Here is a 15,233-nt window from a genome sequence, read left to right as displayed (position 1 = left end):
ATTGGTGGTGAATATGGTTTCATCTCTACAGAGCTCATTAAACTAAGCAAATACCTTGGACTTGAGATCTGGATTCTCTGGAACAGATTCACTCAAAAAATCGGCATTATATGCGGCTTCTTCTGGGTCAGTAGTAAATTTAATCCTAACCAAGGCCTGTTCTATTTGTTTATTTGTCCACTTTCTATTTTGGATAAGCTTCTGCCCTAAATCTTTTATCCTTCTTAGGGCATTATTCAAGATATCTTTTTGTATGTCATAAAGACAAACATCAAAACCATATAGCGAAACCTGTAAGGCAATTTGTTGCCCCATTGTGCCTGCTCCAACCACCAGAACTTTTCTTATATCTTCTAACTTCATTTATTTTTTCTCCTGCGTTTTAATAAAAAATAGCAAATAAAATGCCATTTATAACTACTTATATTAATTCATAATATTTATTTTATTGTAGAAATTGTGGTTACATATCCAACCATAACAGTTAAAAAAGTAGGTGTTATTGACTAGGCAACATAATGCAGTTAGTGGGAAATGAAAAATTATTTCATAAAAGCACCACTGGTTATTTTTAACACCATAACTCTGTTACTGGCGGGTTTAATTTATCTTCCGCCCAAATTTGTCATTAAGTTTTGACTAAGATTCTTATCTATGTCTTTTAACCTTTTCAAGGTACAATTTATTATGTCTTGAATCAAATCTGTTGATGGTCTATATTGTTACCATAATTAATAGTACATAAATACTTACCTTCGTGAGGCAATGATGTTTAAAAAGAGGAGTTTTTTTAATTATTTAAAATGGTTATCCTTTTTGTCCCCAGTAATTATTGGCATTGTTATCATAACTGAAATATTAATAAGTTATCATTTTAGTTTAGAATCTTTGTATAAGGAATGGGAAAAATCCATTGTGTCCCAGCAAAAATTTATAATCAAAAGGGAGGTGGACAGTATAGTTGATATGATTGATGCCGAAAGGAATTGGCTACATAAAAAGACCAAAGAAAAGTTAAAAGAACAAATTAATGAAATTTCTTTAATGATAAAAAATGTATATGAACTAAAAAAAACAAAAATGAGCAGAAATGAAATTTTAAAATTTGTTGTACATAGTTTAAAGAATCAAATTAAAAATAAAGAATATGCATCTATCTGCCTTATAAATCTTAAAGGAAAAAGGATATTTTGCAACACCAAATCAAATGGTGAAATTAATAACTTATCCCATTTAATAACATCCATTAAAACCAAGGAACAAAAAGTTTTTGTTCAACAAGGAAACAGAATCGTTTATCTTGATTTGTTTAAACCCTTAGACTTAGTGATTGCAACATCAGTTGGACTAATTGAGTTGGATAGGGATTTACAAAAAGAAATATTGAGGAGATTGTTATATTTTAAATTTGGTAAAGATGGATATATTTTTGTGCTGGATTCTAAGGGGCAAATTTTATCCCATCAAAATAAAAATATTATTGGGAAGTATTTGGGAGACCTAAAACAAGAAGATGGAGAGAAACTTTTAAGTAAATTTACTAAGATTATAAAGGGAAATGGGGGCGGTTACATAAGATATGTCTGGGATAAGCCATCTACTGGAAAACCAACTGAGAAGATTTCCTATGTGGTAGGATATAAGCCGTGGAATTGGATAATTGGAACAGGCACTTATTTAGACGATATTGCAGGCGTGTTTAAACTTTTTAAAAAAAAAGTAAATTCAATGACCAGAAGAATTTTAATTTTGAGTCTGTTATGTCTAGTAATTATTTTGGCTATATTTTGGTTTATTTTTAAATCTCTTGTATTCTCCAGTGCCAAGGATTTGGAAAAATTGATCTCTTTTTTTAAGAAGGCTGAAACAGATGACCTCTTTGTAGAAGTGGATAAGCTAAATTTTTCAGAGTTCAAGGATTTGGGAATACAGGTAAATCGTATGCTTGATAAAAAATTGCAAATTCAAAAAAGATTGCTTGAGGAAAAGGAACTGTTAAATATTAGTGAACAAAGATATAAATCCCTAATAAACGATGTCATGGATAGCTCCAATGTTGGTCTATTTATACTGGATAAAGATTTACATATAGTCTGGGTAAACAAAGCTCTGAAAAAACTATTTTTTATAAAGAGAGAAGATGTAATAGGAAGAGATAAAATTCAACTCATAAAAGAAAAAATTGCCAATTTTTTTGAAAATCGAGATGAATTCAAAAATAGGGTAATTGCGTCTTATAAAAACAACACTTATGTTGAAAATTTTGTATGCCACATGCTCCCAGGAAATGGGAGAAAAGAAAGATGGCTGGAGTATTGGAGTTGTCCTATAAAAACTGGTCTATATAAAGGAGGAAGAGTTGAACACTATACTGACATTACTGAGCAAATAAAGGCCTATAAAGCCCTGCAAGAGTCAGAAGGCAGACTGAGGTCTTTGTTTAATGCCATGACTGATATGGTCTTTGAGATAAATAGAGAGGGCAGGTATCTTTTTGTAATGATTCCAGATATCGAGGATCTTGTTGGAGATTCTCCAGAAGAAATGGTGGGAAGGAGTATTTTTGATTACTTACCCAAGGATGTAGCAGAACAGAGGATGAAAGCCATTGCGAGATCATTAGATGACAAAAAAGTAGTTACACTTGAATATTGTCTTACAATAAAAGGAAAAGAAAAATGGTTTGAGGCCAGGATATCCCCCAAGTCAGAGGATTCTGTTTTAATAGTGTCCAGAAATATAACAGAAAAAAAGAAAATGGAATTAGAGCTATTAGAGAGGGAGGAAAATTTAAAAATCACCTTAAATTCCATTGCAGAAGGAGTAATTGTAACTGATACTAAAGGCAAAATTTTAAGGGTAAATCCCAGTGCAACAAAATTTTTGAATATGAGTAAAGATGATCTTGTAGGGGAAAAAATAGATGAATTAATAACTTGCAGAAACTACGATACAAAGGAAGATTTAGTATCTCCTGTTTTTAGGGTGTTAGAAGAAAAAAGAGAAATTTCGCATAAAGATACAATTGAAATAGTAACCAAGTTTAATACCACTATTGCTGTTGACCTTACGGCTTCACCAATAAAACCCTCATCAAATCCACAAGATATAAAAGGTGTAGTGATTGTTTTTAATGATATTTCAGAGAAGATAAAAAAAGAAGAGTACAAATTAAATCTTGAAAAGATGAGGTCCATAAGTGTTCTGGCGGGCGGAATTGCCCATGATTTTAATAATATGCTTATGGGAATTTTTGGAAACATTGAACTTGCTAAAATGAAACTTGCAAAAGATTCTCCTGCATATGAAAGGCTTGAGGCTTCTATTTCAATGCTGGAAAAGGCCAGGGGCCTTACTTCTCAATTACTTACCTTTGCAAAGGGAGGAGATCCTGTTTTTGAGCCTATGGATCTTGAGAGCACCATAAAAGAAACAATTAAATTTCACTTATCAGGAAGCAATGTGAAACCTGTGCTGGATATAGACGCTGATCTTTGGATGTTAAAAGGAGATAAAAGTCAAATAGTTCAAGTTATTTCAAACATTGTTATAAATGCCAAAGAGGCCATGCCAAATGGAGGGAAATTATATGTGGAAGCAAGAAATATATTGGATAAATCTCATAAATATTATTCTCATATCAAAATAACAATTAGAGATGAAGGTGTTGGAATTCCAGACAAATATTTAAATAGAATTTTTGAGCCCTATTTCACAACTAAACAAATGGGCAGTGGCCTGGGTCTGGCAATAGTGTACAGTATAATAAAAAAACATAAAGGCCATATTGAGGTTCATTCAACTCCAGGAGAAGGTACTACATTTAGTATATATCTACCGGCAATTATAGATTCAATAAAAGAATATGAAGATAAAGACAACCAAAGGGAAATTACAGAAAAAATAAAGGGAAGGGTCCTAGTAATGGACGATGAAGACATGATAGCTGAATTGTGTAAAATAGTCTTAGAAGACATGGGACTAGTAGTAGATATTTGTAGAAGTGGAGAAGAAGCTATATCCCTATATGAAAATGCAATTAATAAAGGTGAAAAATATGATCTGGTAATAATGGATTTGACTATTCCTGGAGGAATGGGTGGAAAAGAAGCAATTAATAAAATTCTTGAAATAGATCCCCATGTAAAGGCCATTGTTTCAAGTGGATATTCAAATGATCCTGTTATGAATAACTTCTCCCAATATGGGTTTTCAGGAAGATTGGTTAAGCCATTTAAATTAGATGACTTAAAAAAAGAGGTGTTAAATATTTTGTCATCCTAAACCTCGATTTTTAATAATCATATCAAGGTTTTCTTCTGCATCAGATGGCCTTAAATATAAGGGCTTGGGGATCTTAGTTGAATACTCTATTTTTTCTGCATATCTTGCTAAAGAGTTTATAGATGGCCTATCATAAATAGGATCTAAGATTGTTATATCCATATCTTTAAATAGATCTGGATATCTCCTTACTCCACTACCAAGGACTTGCGCTTTTTCATAGGAATTTATTATGTCCCTAGTTTGAGATGCATTTATAACACTTAAGTCTGTTATTGGGATAATTGGATCTGGACCTGAAAATCCCTGAACATAAAAAAGGTCTATTTTGGCATATTGAACCACAAAAATAGTACCTTTTAAAAAAGAAAAGGAATTATAGGCAAGAAGATCTATGTAATTTATTGCACCAATTGGAATATTTTTGGTAATGGATATTGCAGAAAGAATGGATAAAGAGATTCTAAGCCCTGTAAATGAGCCAGGACCTATAACACACGCTATTTTTTCAATCGATTCTATAGAACTGTCTGCTAATTCCAAGCACTCTTGTATCATTTTAGGAATTAACACAATGCCCTTTTTTTGTGACTTAGTTTCTACTGCAGAATAAAGATTTCCATTTTTTGTAAGTGCTACTTGAATTATGTCTTCTGCAGAATTTACACACAAGGTAAGTGTTTTTTCCATTATTTTATATTTGGCCCCATAAGTCTATTTATGTCATTATATACAGCCAGCATCATCAATCCAATAAGTATCCCAAGACCAATTTTCATAGCTGTCTTTTTTATCTCAGGGCTTAAAGGTCTTCTTGTAATAATTTCAAGTGAATAAAACAACAGATGACCTCCATCAAGCACTGGAATTGGAAGGAGATTTAATAGTCCTAGATTTATGCTGATTAAGGCAGTTAAGGCGAGAAGGTCGAAAAATCCAGCCTTAGCCTGAGAAGAAACCAGCTGGGCAATCATAATTGGTCCGCCAATATTTTCAATTGGAACCACGCGCTCAATTAGCTTAACTATCCCTTCAAAAGTAAGTTTGGTAACCACCCATGTCTGTTTAAAAGAAAGTAGTATAGCATCTTTGGCACTCAAGTTGATATGTACCCATTTATTGGCTGCTATTATTCCAACTCTGTTAACCTTTATCTCCTCTCCAAATATGTTTTTGGTCTTTTCTACCCTTGGTGTTATTTTTACCAACAGGGTTTTATCTCCTCTTTTTATCTTAAATTTTAAAGGAAATTTTTTTTCATTTGATACAATATCCACTATATCATGCCAGTAAGTTATACGTCTGCCATTTATTTCAATAATTTTATCACCTTTTTTAAGACCAACAACTTGGGCAGGGGAGTCATCCACTACACCGCCAATTTCATTGGTAAGCATTTGTTGACCAACATTTAAAAATACCAGAAAATACAGAATCCAGGCGAGCAAGAGATTAAAAATAGGACCAGCTGCTACAACCAACATCCTGTGTAATGGTGGTCTCTTTGAGAAGTCTTCTGCTTCTGAAAATCTGGGATCAAAATCACCTTCTTCTTCTCCAAAGAGCTTAACATACCCTCCAAGGGGGAATGCTGAAATTTGCATATCTGTTCTATTAACTCTAAACCCAAAAATTTTTGGTCCAAACCCAAGGGAAAAGGTTTTAACTCCTATCTTTAAAACTTTTGCCACTAAAAAATGTCCCAATTCATGGAAAAAAATCAAAAGTCCCAGAACAAATACAATTGCCAAAATACTGGTCATTTTATCTAAAGCCCCTTGATTAATTTTTCTGCTAACTCTCTTGTATATGCATCAATCTCTAAAATATCTTCTAATGATGATACTGTCCTTGATTTATGTCTATCTAGAACCATTTTATTTAATTTCACTATATCCAGAAATTTAATTTTTCCTGACAAAAAAGCCTCAACTGCAACTTCATTTGCAGCGTTTAAGGCAATTACATAACTTTGTCCAGCTTCTAAGGCCATTTGTGCTAATTTTAGCATAGGGAACAACTTGGTATCAGGTTTAAAAAAACTAAGTGTACCAATATCAAATAGGTCCAATTTCTCCCAATCAAAATCAATGCGTTTAGGATAACTAAGACAGTATGCAATAGGTAGTTTCATATCAGGTAGGCCCATCTGCGCAATAATTGATCCGTCACAAAATTCCACCATTGAATGAATTATGCTTTCCCTGTGAATGGCCACCTGGATTTTGTCTAAATCTAGTCCAAACAAATAATATGCCTCTATTACTTCAAGTCCTTTGTTCATAAGGGTTGCAGAGTCAATGGTTATTTTTGGACCCATTGACCAATTTGGATGGTTTAAGGCCATATCTTTTGTGACATTCTTTAAAAACTCTTTGTCTTTACCAAAAAAAGGCCCACCTGATGCAGTTAAAATTATCTTTTTAACTTCACCTATATCCTTGCCTGAAATGACCTGGAAAATTGCATTGTGTTCTGAATCTATTGGCAGGATGGCAGCACCAGTTTTTTTACACAATTTTTTTATAATAGACCCTGCCAGCACCAAAGATTCTTTGTTTGCCAGGGCAACTACCTTTCCCTTTTCAATGGCCTTAACTATTGGCCTGAGCCCTGCTGCACCACTTATAGCCAGAACTATAATGTGAGCTTCTTCTAATGTTGCCAATGTGTTATATCCATCTATTCCAGTGAGTATTTGGGGTCTGTAGTCTTTAGGTAGGAATTCTTTTAAGGGTTCTATTAAATCTTCGTATTTTACGCAAAGATATTTAGGCCTAAATTTTATAGCCTGCTCTGCGAGCTTATAAATATTTTCTCCTGCACCAAGGGCAACAACAGAAAAAATATCCCTTTTTCTCTCAATTACCTCTAAGGTGCTAATGCCAATGGATCCAGTGGAACCCAGTACTGAAATTTTTCTCTTTTCTGGTAAATTATATACTTTCTCTAAAGATGATATGTATTCCATTTTTTATACCAATGTTGGGTTTTTAGGGTTTATCGGGTTCGTGGGTTTGTTGAGTTCAACTCTTAACCCCCAACCCCTGAACCTTTTAACCCATATACCCATCCACCCTTTAACCCTCAACCCATAAATTTATAGGTTCATAAAATGTCTGGTAATAATAAGATAAATAGGACACACAAACAAAAGGCTATCTATTCGATCTAAAATGCCACCATGTCCTGGTAAAATAAATCCTGAATCTTTAATATTTAAATGACGTTTTATAGCTGATTCAAATAGATCTCCAAATTGTGCTCCAAGATTTAATATTGTTCCCAAAAAAATGAGGTGATACCAGGAAAGTGAAAAAAATATTTTTCCATAGATAAGAGAAAATAACAAACAGCTAAAAAGACTTCCAAAAGATCCCATCCATGTCTTTTTAGGGCTAACCCTGGGCCAGAGTTTTTTTTCGCCAAAAAATTTACCTGAATAATATGCACATGTATCAGATATAATTGTTACGCCTAAGATGAACACTATATCCTTTCTTGGAACAAACTGAAAAAATTGAAGCACATAAGGAATATAAATAATACCCAAAAAGATCAGTTGAATATCTATCCATGGTATAGTGGAATTTTTTTTGCCGTAAATAAATAAAAACAATAAATTCAATATCCAGAAGCAACAGATCAACAAAAACTCAGGGGAAATATGAATAAAATCATGAAATACAACTAGAAAGGATATAAGAATTGCCAAAATTTTTAAATCTAAATGATTATTTCTCCAAAATAAGGATAGAAATTCAAAAAGCCCCAGAGAGCTCACCAAGAATATCAATACTTGCAAAAAAAAATTGGATCCAAACAGGATGATCCAACTAACAACCGGAAGAACAACTATGCTCGTTAAAATCCTTTTTTTATGTGAACTCATACTATTAAGTTCCTTGAAGCACCTAAACAAACTTGTCCTAAATTAAATGCCACCAAATCTCCTCTGCCTTTTAGAAAAATCATCCAGGGCCTTGTGAAGATCTTGTTCTGTAAAATCTGGCCATAGTACAGGGGTAAAATAGAGTTCAGAATAGGCAGATTGGTAAAGTAGATAATTTGATAGACGTATTTCTCCACTAGTGCGGATAATCAAATCAGGGTCAGGCTGACCCCTTGTGTACAAGAAATCTTTAAAACTTTCTTCATCCAAACTTTCTGGATCAATTCCCTGTTGTAGTATTTTCTTTATCGCAAGTATTATCTCTTCTCTTCCAGAATAGTTTAGTGCCAGATTTAAAACCATCTTATTACATTTTTTAGTTTTTTTTAAAGTAAACTCTATGGCCTTTCTCGCTGAAAATGGGAGTTTTGTATAATCTCCTAAAATGTTTAGTTTTATGGATTGTTCTACCAGGGATTTATATTCCCTGTTTAAGAAATCCATAAGTAATTTAAAGAGGAAATTCACCTCATCCTTTGGTCTTTTCCAGTTTTCCTTGGAAAAAGTGTATAGCGTTAAATATCTTATATTTAATTTTCTGCATTCCTCCACTATTTTTTTGGCAACCTTTGTCCCCTGTCTATGCCCTTCATACCTGGGTAAACCACGTTTTTTTGCCCATCTTCCATTCCCATCCATTATAATGGCAAGATGTGTGAGTGGAGGATTGCTTTTTGTATTATTCATATCCATTTTTTCCTATGCATAACGTATTTTTTTTGATCTTTTTATTCTACTATCTATGGCTAAAAAATAAACACACACGCAAAAAGTGCTTCTGTTTATTTTCTGTCCCATGACCCCGGTCACTTGCCCACATAAAGCAAACTCAAGTGCGTAGTGATATAGCGGCAGGTGCCCCCAATTCTTGGCCTATTCTTTACCTTTAATCTTAAGCAGAAGTATTATGTAAACGCTCTGCAATCCATATTTTTATTATAGATTCTCTACTCACACCAAGACGTTTGGCTTCTTTATCTAAACATTTTATCATCCATAAAGGAAATTCAACATTTATTCGTTTCAATTCGAGACCAGGTCTATGTGCTTGTGTCATATCTAAATATTCTAAAATATCTTCTCCATTATCAAATTTTTTATCAAATTCTTCAGCTGTTATATATTTCTTTTTCATTTTTTCTTGCCCTTCTTACAGAAATTATCCTTATTTTATCAGAACGGTAAGTAAAAATTGCAGACCAATACTTCTCTTTTATCCTTCCGATTAACAAATAGCGTGGTTCATCTACATATCTTGCGGGTATTTCTACTCTATATGGATCTTCCCATAATTTTTGAGCTTCTACAAAATCAATTCCATGTTTTTCTTTATTTTTTTTGTTTTTTTGAGGATCAAATTCAAATCCCATAGTTATAATTTATATGTTTTTATCATCTTTGCAACATAATTTCTAAAATTTCAGATTTTAGGTCGAACATCTTGCTATATTTCCATAATTTCTTTTTCTTTTTCCTTAAAAATTTCATCTACTTTTTCTATGTATTTATCAGTAATTTTTTGGATCTCATCCTGACCATTGTATAGATCATCTTCTGTAATTTCTTTGTTGTTTTTCATCTTTTTAAGGGTTTCGTTTCCTTCCCTTCTAATATTTCTAATGGCTATTTTTGCCTCTTCAGCATATTTTTTTGCCACTTTAACAAGTTCTTTTCTCCTCTCCTCAGTTAAAGGGGGAATATTTATTCTGATCATTTTTCCGTCGTTTACTGGAGTTAGTCCTAAATCAGATTTCATAATACCCTTTTCAACATCTCCCATGGCATTTTTATCCCAAGGCTGGATTGCTATTGTCCTGCTGTCTGGGATGGAAATAGATGCCAATTGTTTTAATGGGGTAGGGGTATTGTAATAATCAATTAAAATATCTTCTACTAAAGAGGCAGATGCCCTACCAGTCCTTAATTTGTTAAAGTCCCTTTTTAATTTTTCTATGGCCTTTTTCATCCTGTTTTCACAATCTTTAAATACCTTTTCCATCACACACCTCCTTTTACCACTGTTCCCACTTTCTTCAACTATTTTGTTCTATTGTTCTAAGTTCTACGTTCTATGTTTGTGGGTTTATTGAGTTTGAGGGTTTATTGGGTTTGTGCGTTTATTGAGTTCAACTCTTAACCCTCAACCCTCTAACCCTTTAATCCTCTAACCCATATACCCATCTACAATTCACCCACTACGTTTTATCTATCTCAAACGTTGAACCTTGAACCTTGAACGTTGAACCTCCTTTTACCACTGTTCCCACACTTTCTCCAACTACCACCCTTTTTATATTGTGTCGCTTAAGGAGATTGAATACCACAATGGGTAGGCCATTGTCCATACATAAAGATATGGCTGCTGAGTCCATAACCTTGAGGCCTTTTTTTAGGACATCGATATAGGATATTTCTGAAAATTTCTCTGCACTTTTATCTTTTTCTGGATCCTTATCATATACTCCATCTACTCTTGTGGCCTTAAGCAATGCATGGGCTTTTAGTTCCATGGCCCTCAAAGCTGCAGCTGTATCTGTTGTAAAATATGGATTTCCTGTACCTGCAGCACAGATTACAATACGTTTTTTTTCAAGGTGTCTGAGTGCTCGTCTCCGTATGTACGGCTCTGCAACTTCCTGCATCCTGATGGCTGTCATAAGTCTGGTAGGAAGACCTAAACTTTCCAGTCTATCCTGGAGTGCCAGTCCATTCATAACAGTTGCCAGCATTCCCATGTAATCTGCCTGGGCCCTGTCCATTCCTTTGGCCGATGTTGATACTCCTCTAAATATATTCCCTCCACCAATAACCAGAGCAATCTCTACCCCTATCTTTGCAACTTCAGCAATATCATTGCAAATATTGTCAATAGAAGTTAAGTCAATGCCATATTTTTTTTCTCCAGCCAGGGCTTCTCCACTTAGTTTTAATAAAATCCTTTTGTATAATAGGTTTCCCATCTCCAACATCTCCTTTAATTTTGCAAAAAAAAAAAGGGCCTCTCAGGCCCTTTTTTTAATCCAATTTTTCTCCTACTTCAAATCGCACAAACCTTCGAATCACAATCTTCTCTCCTAAAACAGAGACGAGTTCGTTTAAAAGATCCTGGATAGATAGAGAATCATCCCTGATATATGGCTGTTCTAAGAGGCACACTTCTTTGTAAAACTTTTTTAATTTACCCTCTACTATCCTTGGGATAATATTTTCAGGTTTTCCCTCTTCCTTTGCCTGATTGGCATAGATCTCTTTTTCCTTTTCCAGCACATCTTCTGGTATATCTTCTGGGGAAATATACTGGGGAGAAGATGCAGCTATTTGCATTGCGATATTTTTTGCAAATTCCTGAAATTTATCGCTCTTTGCAACAAAATCAGTTTCACAATTTATTTCAACCAAAACCCCTATCTTCCCATTCATGTGGATGTATGATCCAATCATTCCCTCAGAGGCAGTTTTTCCTGCCCTTTTCTGGGCCTTGGAAATGCCTTTTTCTCTGAGCCAGGCAAGGGCCTTTTCTTCATCGCCCCCAGACTCTAAAAGTGCCTTTTTGCAGTCCATCATTCCAGCACCTGTTTTGTCCCTTAATTCTTTGACCATTTTAGCTGTTATCTTCATTTTTATTGTCCTCCTCTTGAGTTTTTTCCATATTTTCCTCAGACTTTTCTTCTACAACTTCCTCTTCTCCCTTTTCCTGTTTTTCCTTTTCTGCTTCAGCCTCCATCTCCTTTCTTCTGGCAGCACCTTCAATGCATGCATCTGCAATTTTTGATGTAAATAATTTTATTGCTCTAATTGCATCGTCATTTCCAGGGATAATATAGTCGATTACATCTGGATCACAATTTGTATCGGTTATTGCCACAATGGGAATACCAAGCTTATTAAATTCTCTTACTGCGTTTTCTTCCTTTTTTGGATCCACAATAAATCCCGCCTGGGGATATCCCTCCATGTCCCTGATTCCACCAAGGGCATTTTGTAATTTTTTAAGTATCCTCTCCATCCTGATGATTTCTTTTTTGGGGAACTTATTTATAGAACCATCTTCAAACATCTGTTCAAGTTCTTTCATTTTGTCAATACGCTGCTTAATTGTTTTGAAATTTGTGAGAGTTCCCCCAAGCCAGCGGTGGACTACGTAAAACATGCCACATCGCTCAGCTTCTTCTTTGACGATATCCTGGGCCTGTCTTTTGGTACCCACAAACAGGACCTTGCCACCATTTGCAACAACGTCACATATGAAGTCATAGGCCCGCTCAAAAAGTGGAATGGTCTTTTGTAGGTCAATAATGTGGATGCCCTTTCGTGATCCAAAGATAAAGGGCTTCATCTTGGGATTCCATCGTCTGGTCTGGTGACCAAAGTGCACCCCTGACTCTAACATCTCTTTCATTGTAATTCTTGCCATAATACCTCCTTTGGGTTTTTCCTCCACCCAAGCAAAACCGCCTCCCACTGATGTGGGACCCAAAGGTTTATGCTAAGGGTGTGTGTTTTTTGCACGCAAACTGCACTTTTTAGACAAAAAAAAAATAGTTTGCAAGGCAAAAATTGGCGTTTTACTCCTCTTCTACTACCTTATTTATAAGTGTTCCAAGCCCTTCAATTTCTACCTGAACTTCATCTCCTGGTTTTAGCTCTCCTACACCTGGAGGAGTGCCAGTCAATATAACATCCCCAGGCAAAAGTGTCATAATCGAGGATATAAAACTAACAAGCTCAAAAGGGGTAACTATCATATCAGATGTTTGACCTTCTTGTTTTATTTCCCCATTAACCACAGTCTTTAAAGTCAAGTCGTCTAACTCTCTAAAGTCAGTCTCAATCCAGGGTCCAACAGGACAAAATGTATCAAAACTTTTGGCCCTGGTCCATTGACCATCTTTTTGTTGTAAATCCCTTGCTGTTACATCATTTGCGCACGTAAAACCAAAAATATAATCTGGAGCATCTTTAGGAGAGACATTTTTACATTGTTTTCCCATAACTACAGCAAGTTCCCCTTCATAATGAACATTTTTTGACATTTTGGGATAAACTATGTCTTCACCAGTACCAATTACTGAAGATGGTGGTTTTAAAAAGAGGATTGGCTCCTCTGGAATATCCATATTGAGTTCCCTTGCATGGGCCTTATAATTGAGCCCCACGCATATGATCTTTGATGGGACAACCAGGGGAAGCAGCTGGATATCCCTTAATGGAATAGGTCCATACTGTTTTGCCTCTTTGTCTAAAGGATAGACCTTTTGATCTGCCAGTGCCCCATAAAAGGTTTTGCCATTGTAAAAAACCCTTATTAATTTCATCATAACCCCTTTTTTTATTTTTTATCCATGATATATTTTTTCACAGCCAGTCAAAGATTCCGAGAAGTTAATCTGCTAAACCTTTGCATCACATTAAACTGTAATAATAACTGGGATCACCACAGGGTCTCTCTCCAATGTCCTTCTAAAGTATCTTCTAAGAGAATTTTTTATCTTTTTCTTTAAATTGGATTTGGAAATCTTCCCAGATTTACTGTAAATATCCATCACTATTTTTTCTGCATCTTCAAGAATGTACGAATATTCCTGTTCAAATATAAACCCTTTTGATTGGAGTTTTGGACCTATTAAGATTTCCCCACTATTTCCATCTAAAACCATTACGAGTAAAACCATCCCTTCATCAGCAAGCAGTTGCCTTTCCTTTAAAATTGTAGTGCCCACATCTCCAACACCTTTACCATCTACCAGTATGACATTTGCAGGAAAGGGATCTTCTAATTTTATGCCATCGGAGTAAAAAGTTATTGGGTTCCCATCTTCTAGGATAAATGCCCTCTCAGGTGCAACGCCACATTCAATTGCCAAATTCTTATGTTTTACAAGATGCCTATATTCACCGTGAATAGGAATAAAGAATTTGGGTTTTACAGTGTTTAGCATGATCTTTAATTCTTCTTTGTGGGCATGTCCTGATGCATGCACATCCTGTACCTTTTCATACAACACCTCTGCACCAAGTTTGTATAGCTTATTTATTACTGACGTAATTGCCTTGGTGTTTCCAGGAATAAATCTAGATGACATTATAACAGTATCGCCCTCATGTATTCTTAACTGCCTATGTGAACCTTCTGCAAGACGGGTTAGTGCTGACATTGGTTCTCCTTGAGAACCTGTTACTAAGAGTACTATTTCTTCGTCTTTTAAAGAACTTAAATCTTCTAATGGGATCAGGTAATCTTTATCTAACTTAAGGAGCCCTAACCTCCTTGCTATATCTACGTTTGATTCTAGGCTCCTTCCACAAATAGCCATTTTCCGGTTTAAACTTTTGGTTAATTCAAAGATTTCCTGGATCCTCTGTATATGACTTGAAAATAGGGTTATTAATATCCTGCCCTTTGCTATCTTAAAAATTTTTTCCAAAGAGGCCATGACTTCTCTTTCTGTCAGGGCAAAGCCATCTAACTCCACATTGGTAGAGTCTGATAAAAGGAGCATTACCCCATCTTTAGAAAATTCAGATATACCTTCTAAATCTGTCTTGTGGCCACCCAGAGGTTTTTGATCTATTTTAAAATCCCCGGTGTGAACTATCTTTCCAACAGGAGTCTCTATCCCCAGGCAATAACCTTGAATAATAGAATGGCAAACTGAAAAAAAATGAAAATTAAAATCACCTACCTGTACCGTTTCCCTGGGGGCTATTTCCCTTAAAACAAGCTTATTACAATCTGATAAATTATAGTCCCTCACCTTGTTTTCTATAAGCGCAAGAGTAAATTTAGAGCCGTAGATTGGGACTTCTATATCCCGAAGAAGCCAGGGAAGCGCCCCAATATGGTCTTCGTGACCATGTGTTACCACTATTGCCTTTAGCTTGTCTTTTTTAGAAATTATAAAATCCAGCCTTGGAATAACTACATCCACCCCATAGTGGAATGTATCAGGGAACATAAGGCCGCAATCTATTAAAACCCCTGTGTCTTGTGTTTCCA

15 protein-coding genes are annotated in these 15,233 nt (G+C 35.0%); 1 reads left to right on the top strand and 14 read right to left on the bottom strand.

Features of this window, described 5'->3' with window-relative positions:
* Positions 1-42: 42 nt before the first annotated feature.
* Complete coding sequence (locus ACY2V1_RS08140) at positions 43-363, bottom strand: 3-hydroxyacyl-CoA dehydrogenase NAD-binding domain-containing protein (RefSeq protein WP_461834299.1); 321 nt, start codon at positions 361-363, stop codon at positions 43-45.
* Between the two features lie 405 nt (positions 364-768).
* Between ACY2V1_RS08140 and ACY2V1_RS08135 the strand changes: the two genes are divergently transcribed.
* On the top strand, positions 769-4,284 hold the full coding sequence (locus tag ACY2V1_RS08135; protein WP_461834298.1) for a cache domain-containing protein: 3,516 nt from the start codon (positions 769-771) through the stop codon (positions 4,282-4,284).
* Here the strand turns inward: ACY2V1_RS08135 and tsaB are convergent.
* The 13 genes from tsaB to ACY2V1_RS08070 form a co-directional block, all read right to left on the bottom strand.
* Positions 4,276-4,974, bottom strand: coding sequence for a tRNA (adenosine(37)-N6)-threonylcarbamoyltransferase complex dimerization subunit type 1 TsaB (tsaB, locus tag ACY2V1_RS08130; protein ID WP_461834297.1), 699 nt, complete (start codon positions 4,972-4,974; stop codon positions 4,276-4,278). The two genes, ACY2V1_RS08135 and tsaB, sit on opposite strands and share 9 nt — an antisense overlap.
* Positions 4,974-6,047 (bottom strand): RIP metalloprotease RseP, encoded by a 1,074-nt coding sequence (gene rseP, locus ACY2V1_RS08125; RefSeq protein ID WP_461834296.1) that lies wholly within the window; start codon positions 6,045-6,047, stop codon positions 4,974-4,976. Before rseP ends, tsaB begins: the two co-directional genes overlap by 1 nt.
* 5 nt (positions 6,048-6,052) lie before the next feature.
* Positions 6,053-7,255: a 1-deoxy-D-xylulose-5-phosphate reductoisomerase gene (gene dxr, locus ACY2V1_RS08120; protein WP_461834295.1), complete on the bottom strand. Its 1,203-nt coding sequence runs from the start codon at positions 7,253-7,255 to the stop codon at positions 6,053-6,055.
* Positions 7,256-7,384: 129 nt separating this feature from the next.
* The gene (locus ACY2V1_RS08115; protein WP_461834294.1) at positions 7,385-8,176 is read right to left on the bottom strand and encodes a phosphatidate cytidylyltransferase; all 792 of its coding nucleotides are present in this window, start codon (positions 8,174-8,176) and stop codon (positions 7,385-7,387) included.
* 42 nt (positions 8,177-8,218) lie between these two features.
* Positions 8,219-8,923 carry an undecaprenyl pyrophosphate synthase gene (gene uppS / locus ACY2V1_RS08110; RefSeq protein ID WP_461834293.1) on the bottom strand — a complete coding sequence of 235 codons (705 nt, stop codon included), beginning with the start codon at positions 8,921-8,923 and terminating at the stop codon, positions 8,219-8,221.
* 205 nt (positions 8,924-9,128) lie between these two features.
* On the bottom strand, positions 9,129-9,371 hold the full coding sequence (gene brnA, locus ACY2V1_RS08105; protein WP_461834292.1) for a type II toxin-antitoxin system BrnA family antitoxin: 243 nt from the start codon (positions 9,369-9,371) through the stop codon (positions 9,129-9,131).
* The gene (locus ACY2V1_RS08100) at positions 9,346-9,606 is read right to left on the bottom strand and encodes a BrnT family toxin (protein WP_461834291.1); all 261 of its coding nucleotides are present in this window, start codon (positions 9,604-9,606) and stop codon (positions 9,346-9,348) included. The genes brnA and ACY2V1_RS08100 overlap by 26 nt, the downstream gene beginning before the upstream one ends.
* A gap of 74 nt (positions 9,607-9,680) precedes the next feature.
* Entirely contained in the window at positions 9,681-10,235 is a 555-nt protein-coding gene (frr, locus tag ACY2V1_RS08095) for a ribosome recycling factor (RefSeq protein ID WP_461834290.1), read from the bottom strand.
* 196 nt (positions 10,236-10,431) lie between these two features.
* On the bottom strand, positions 10,432-11,196 hold the full coding sequence (pyrH, locus tag ACY2V1_RS08090; protein WP_461834289.1) for a UMP kinase: 765 nt from the start codon (positions 11,194-11,196) through the stop codon (positions 10,432-10,434).
* 55 nt (positions 11,197-11,251) lie between these two features.
* Positions 11,252-11,854 carry a translation elongation factor Ts gene (gene tsf, locus ACY2V1_RS08085; protein WP_461834288.1) on the bottom strand — a complete coding sequence of 201 codons (603 nt, stop codon included), beginning with the start codon at positions 11,852-11,854 and terminating at the stop codon, positions 11,252-11,254.
* Positions 11,838-12,650: a 30S ribosomal protein S2 gene (rpsB, locus tag ACY2V1_RS08080; RefSeq protein ID WP_461834287.1), complete on the bottom strand. Its 813-nt coding sequence runs from the start codon at positions 12,648-12,650 to the stop codon at positions 11,838-11,840. Before rpsB ends, tsf begins: the two co-directional genes overlap by 17 nt.
* Positions 12,651-12,801: 151 nt before the next feature.
* On the bottom strand, positions 12,802-13,551 hold the full coding sequence (locus ACY2V1_RS08075) for a fumarylacetoacetate hydrolase family protein (RefSeq protein ID WP_461834300.1): 750 nt from the start codon (positions 13,549-13,551) through the stop codon (positions 12,802-12,804).
* 93 nt (positions 13,552-13,644) lie between these two features.
* A partial coding sequence (locus ACY2V1_RS08070; protein ID WP_461834286.1) for a ribonuclease J occupies positions 13,645-15,233 on the bottom strand: 1,589 nt, incomplete at its 5' end.

It is taken from the genome of Desulfothermus sp. (genome assembly GCF_053993635.1).
Note: the sequence above shows the minus strand (reverse complement) of the source record. Positions and strands in the feature narration are given on the sequence as shown.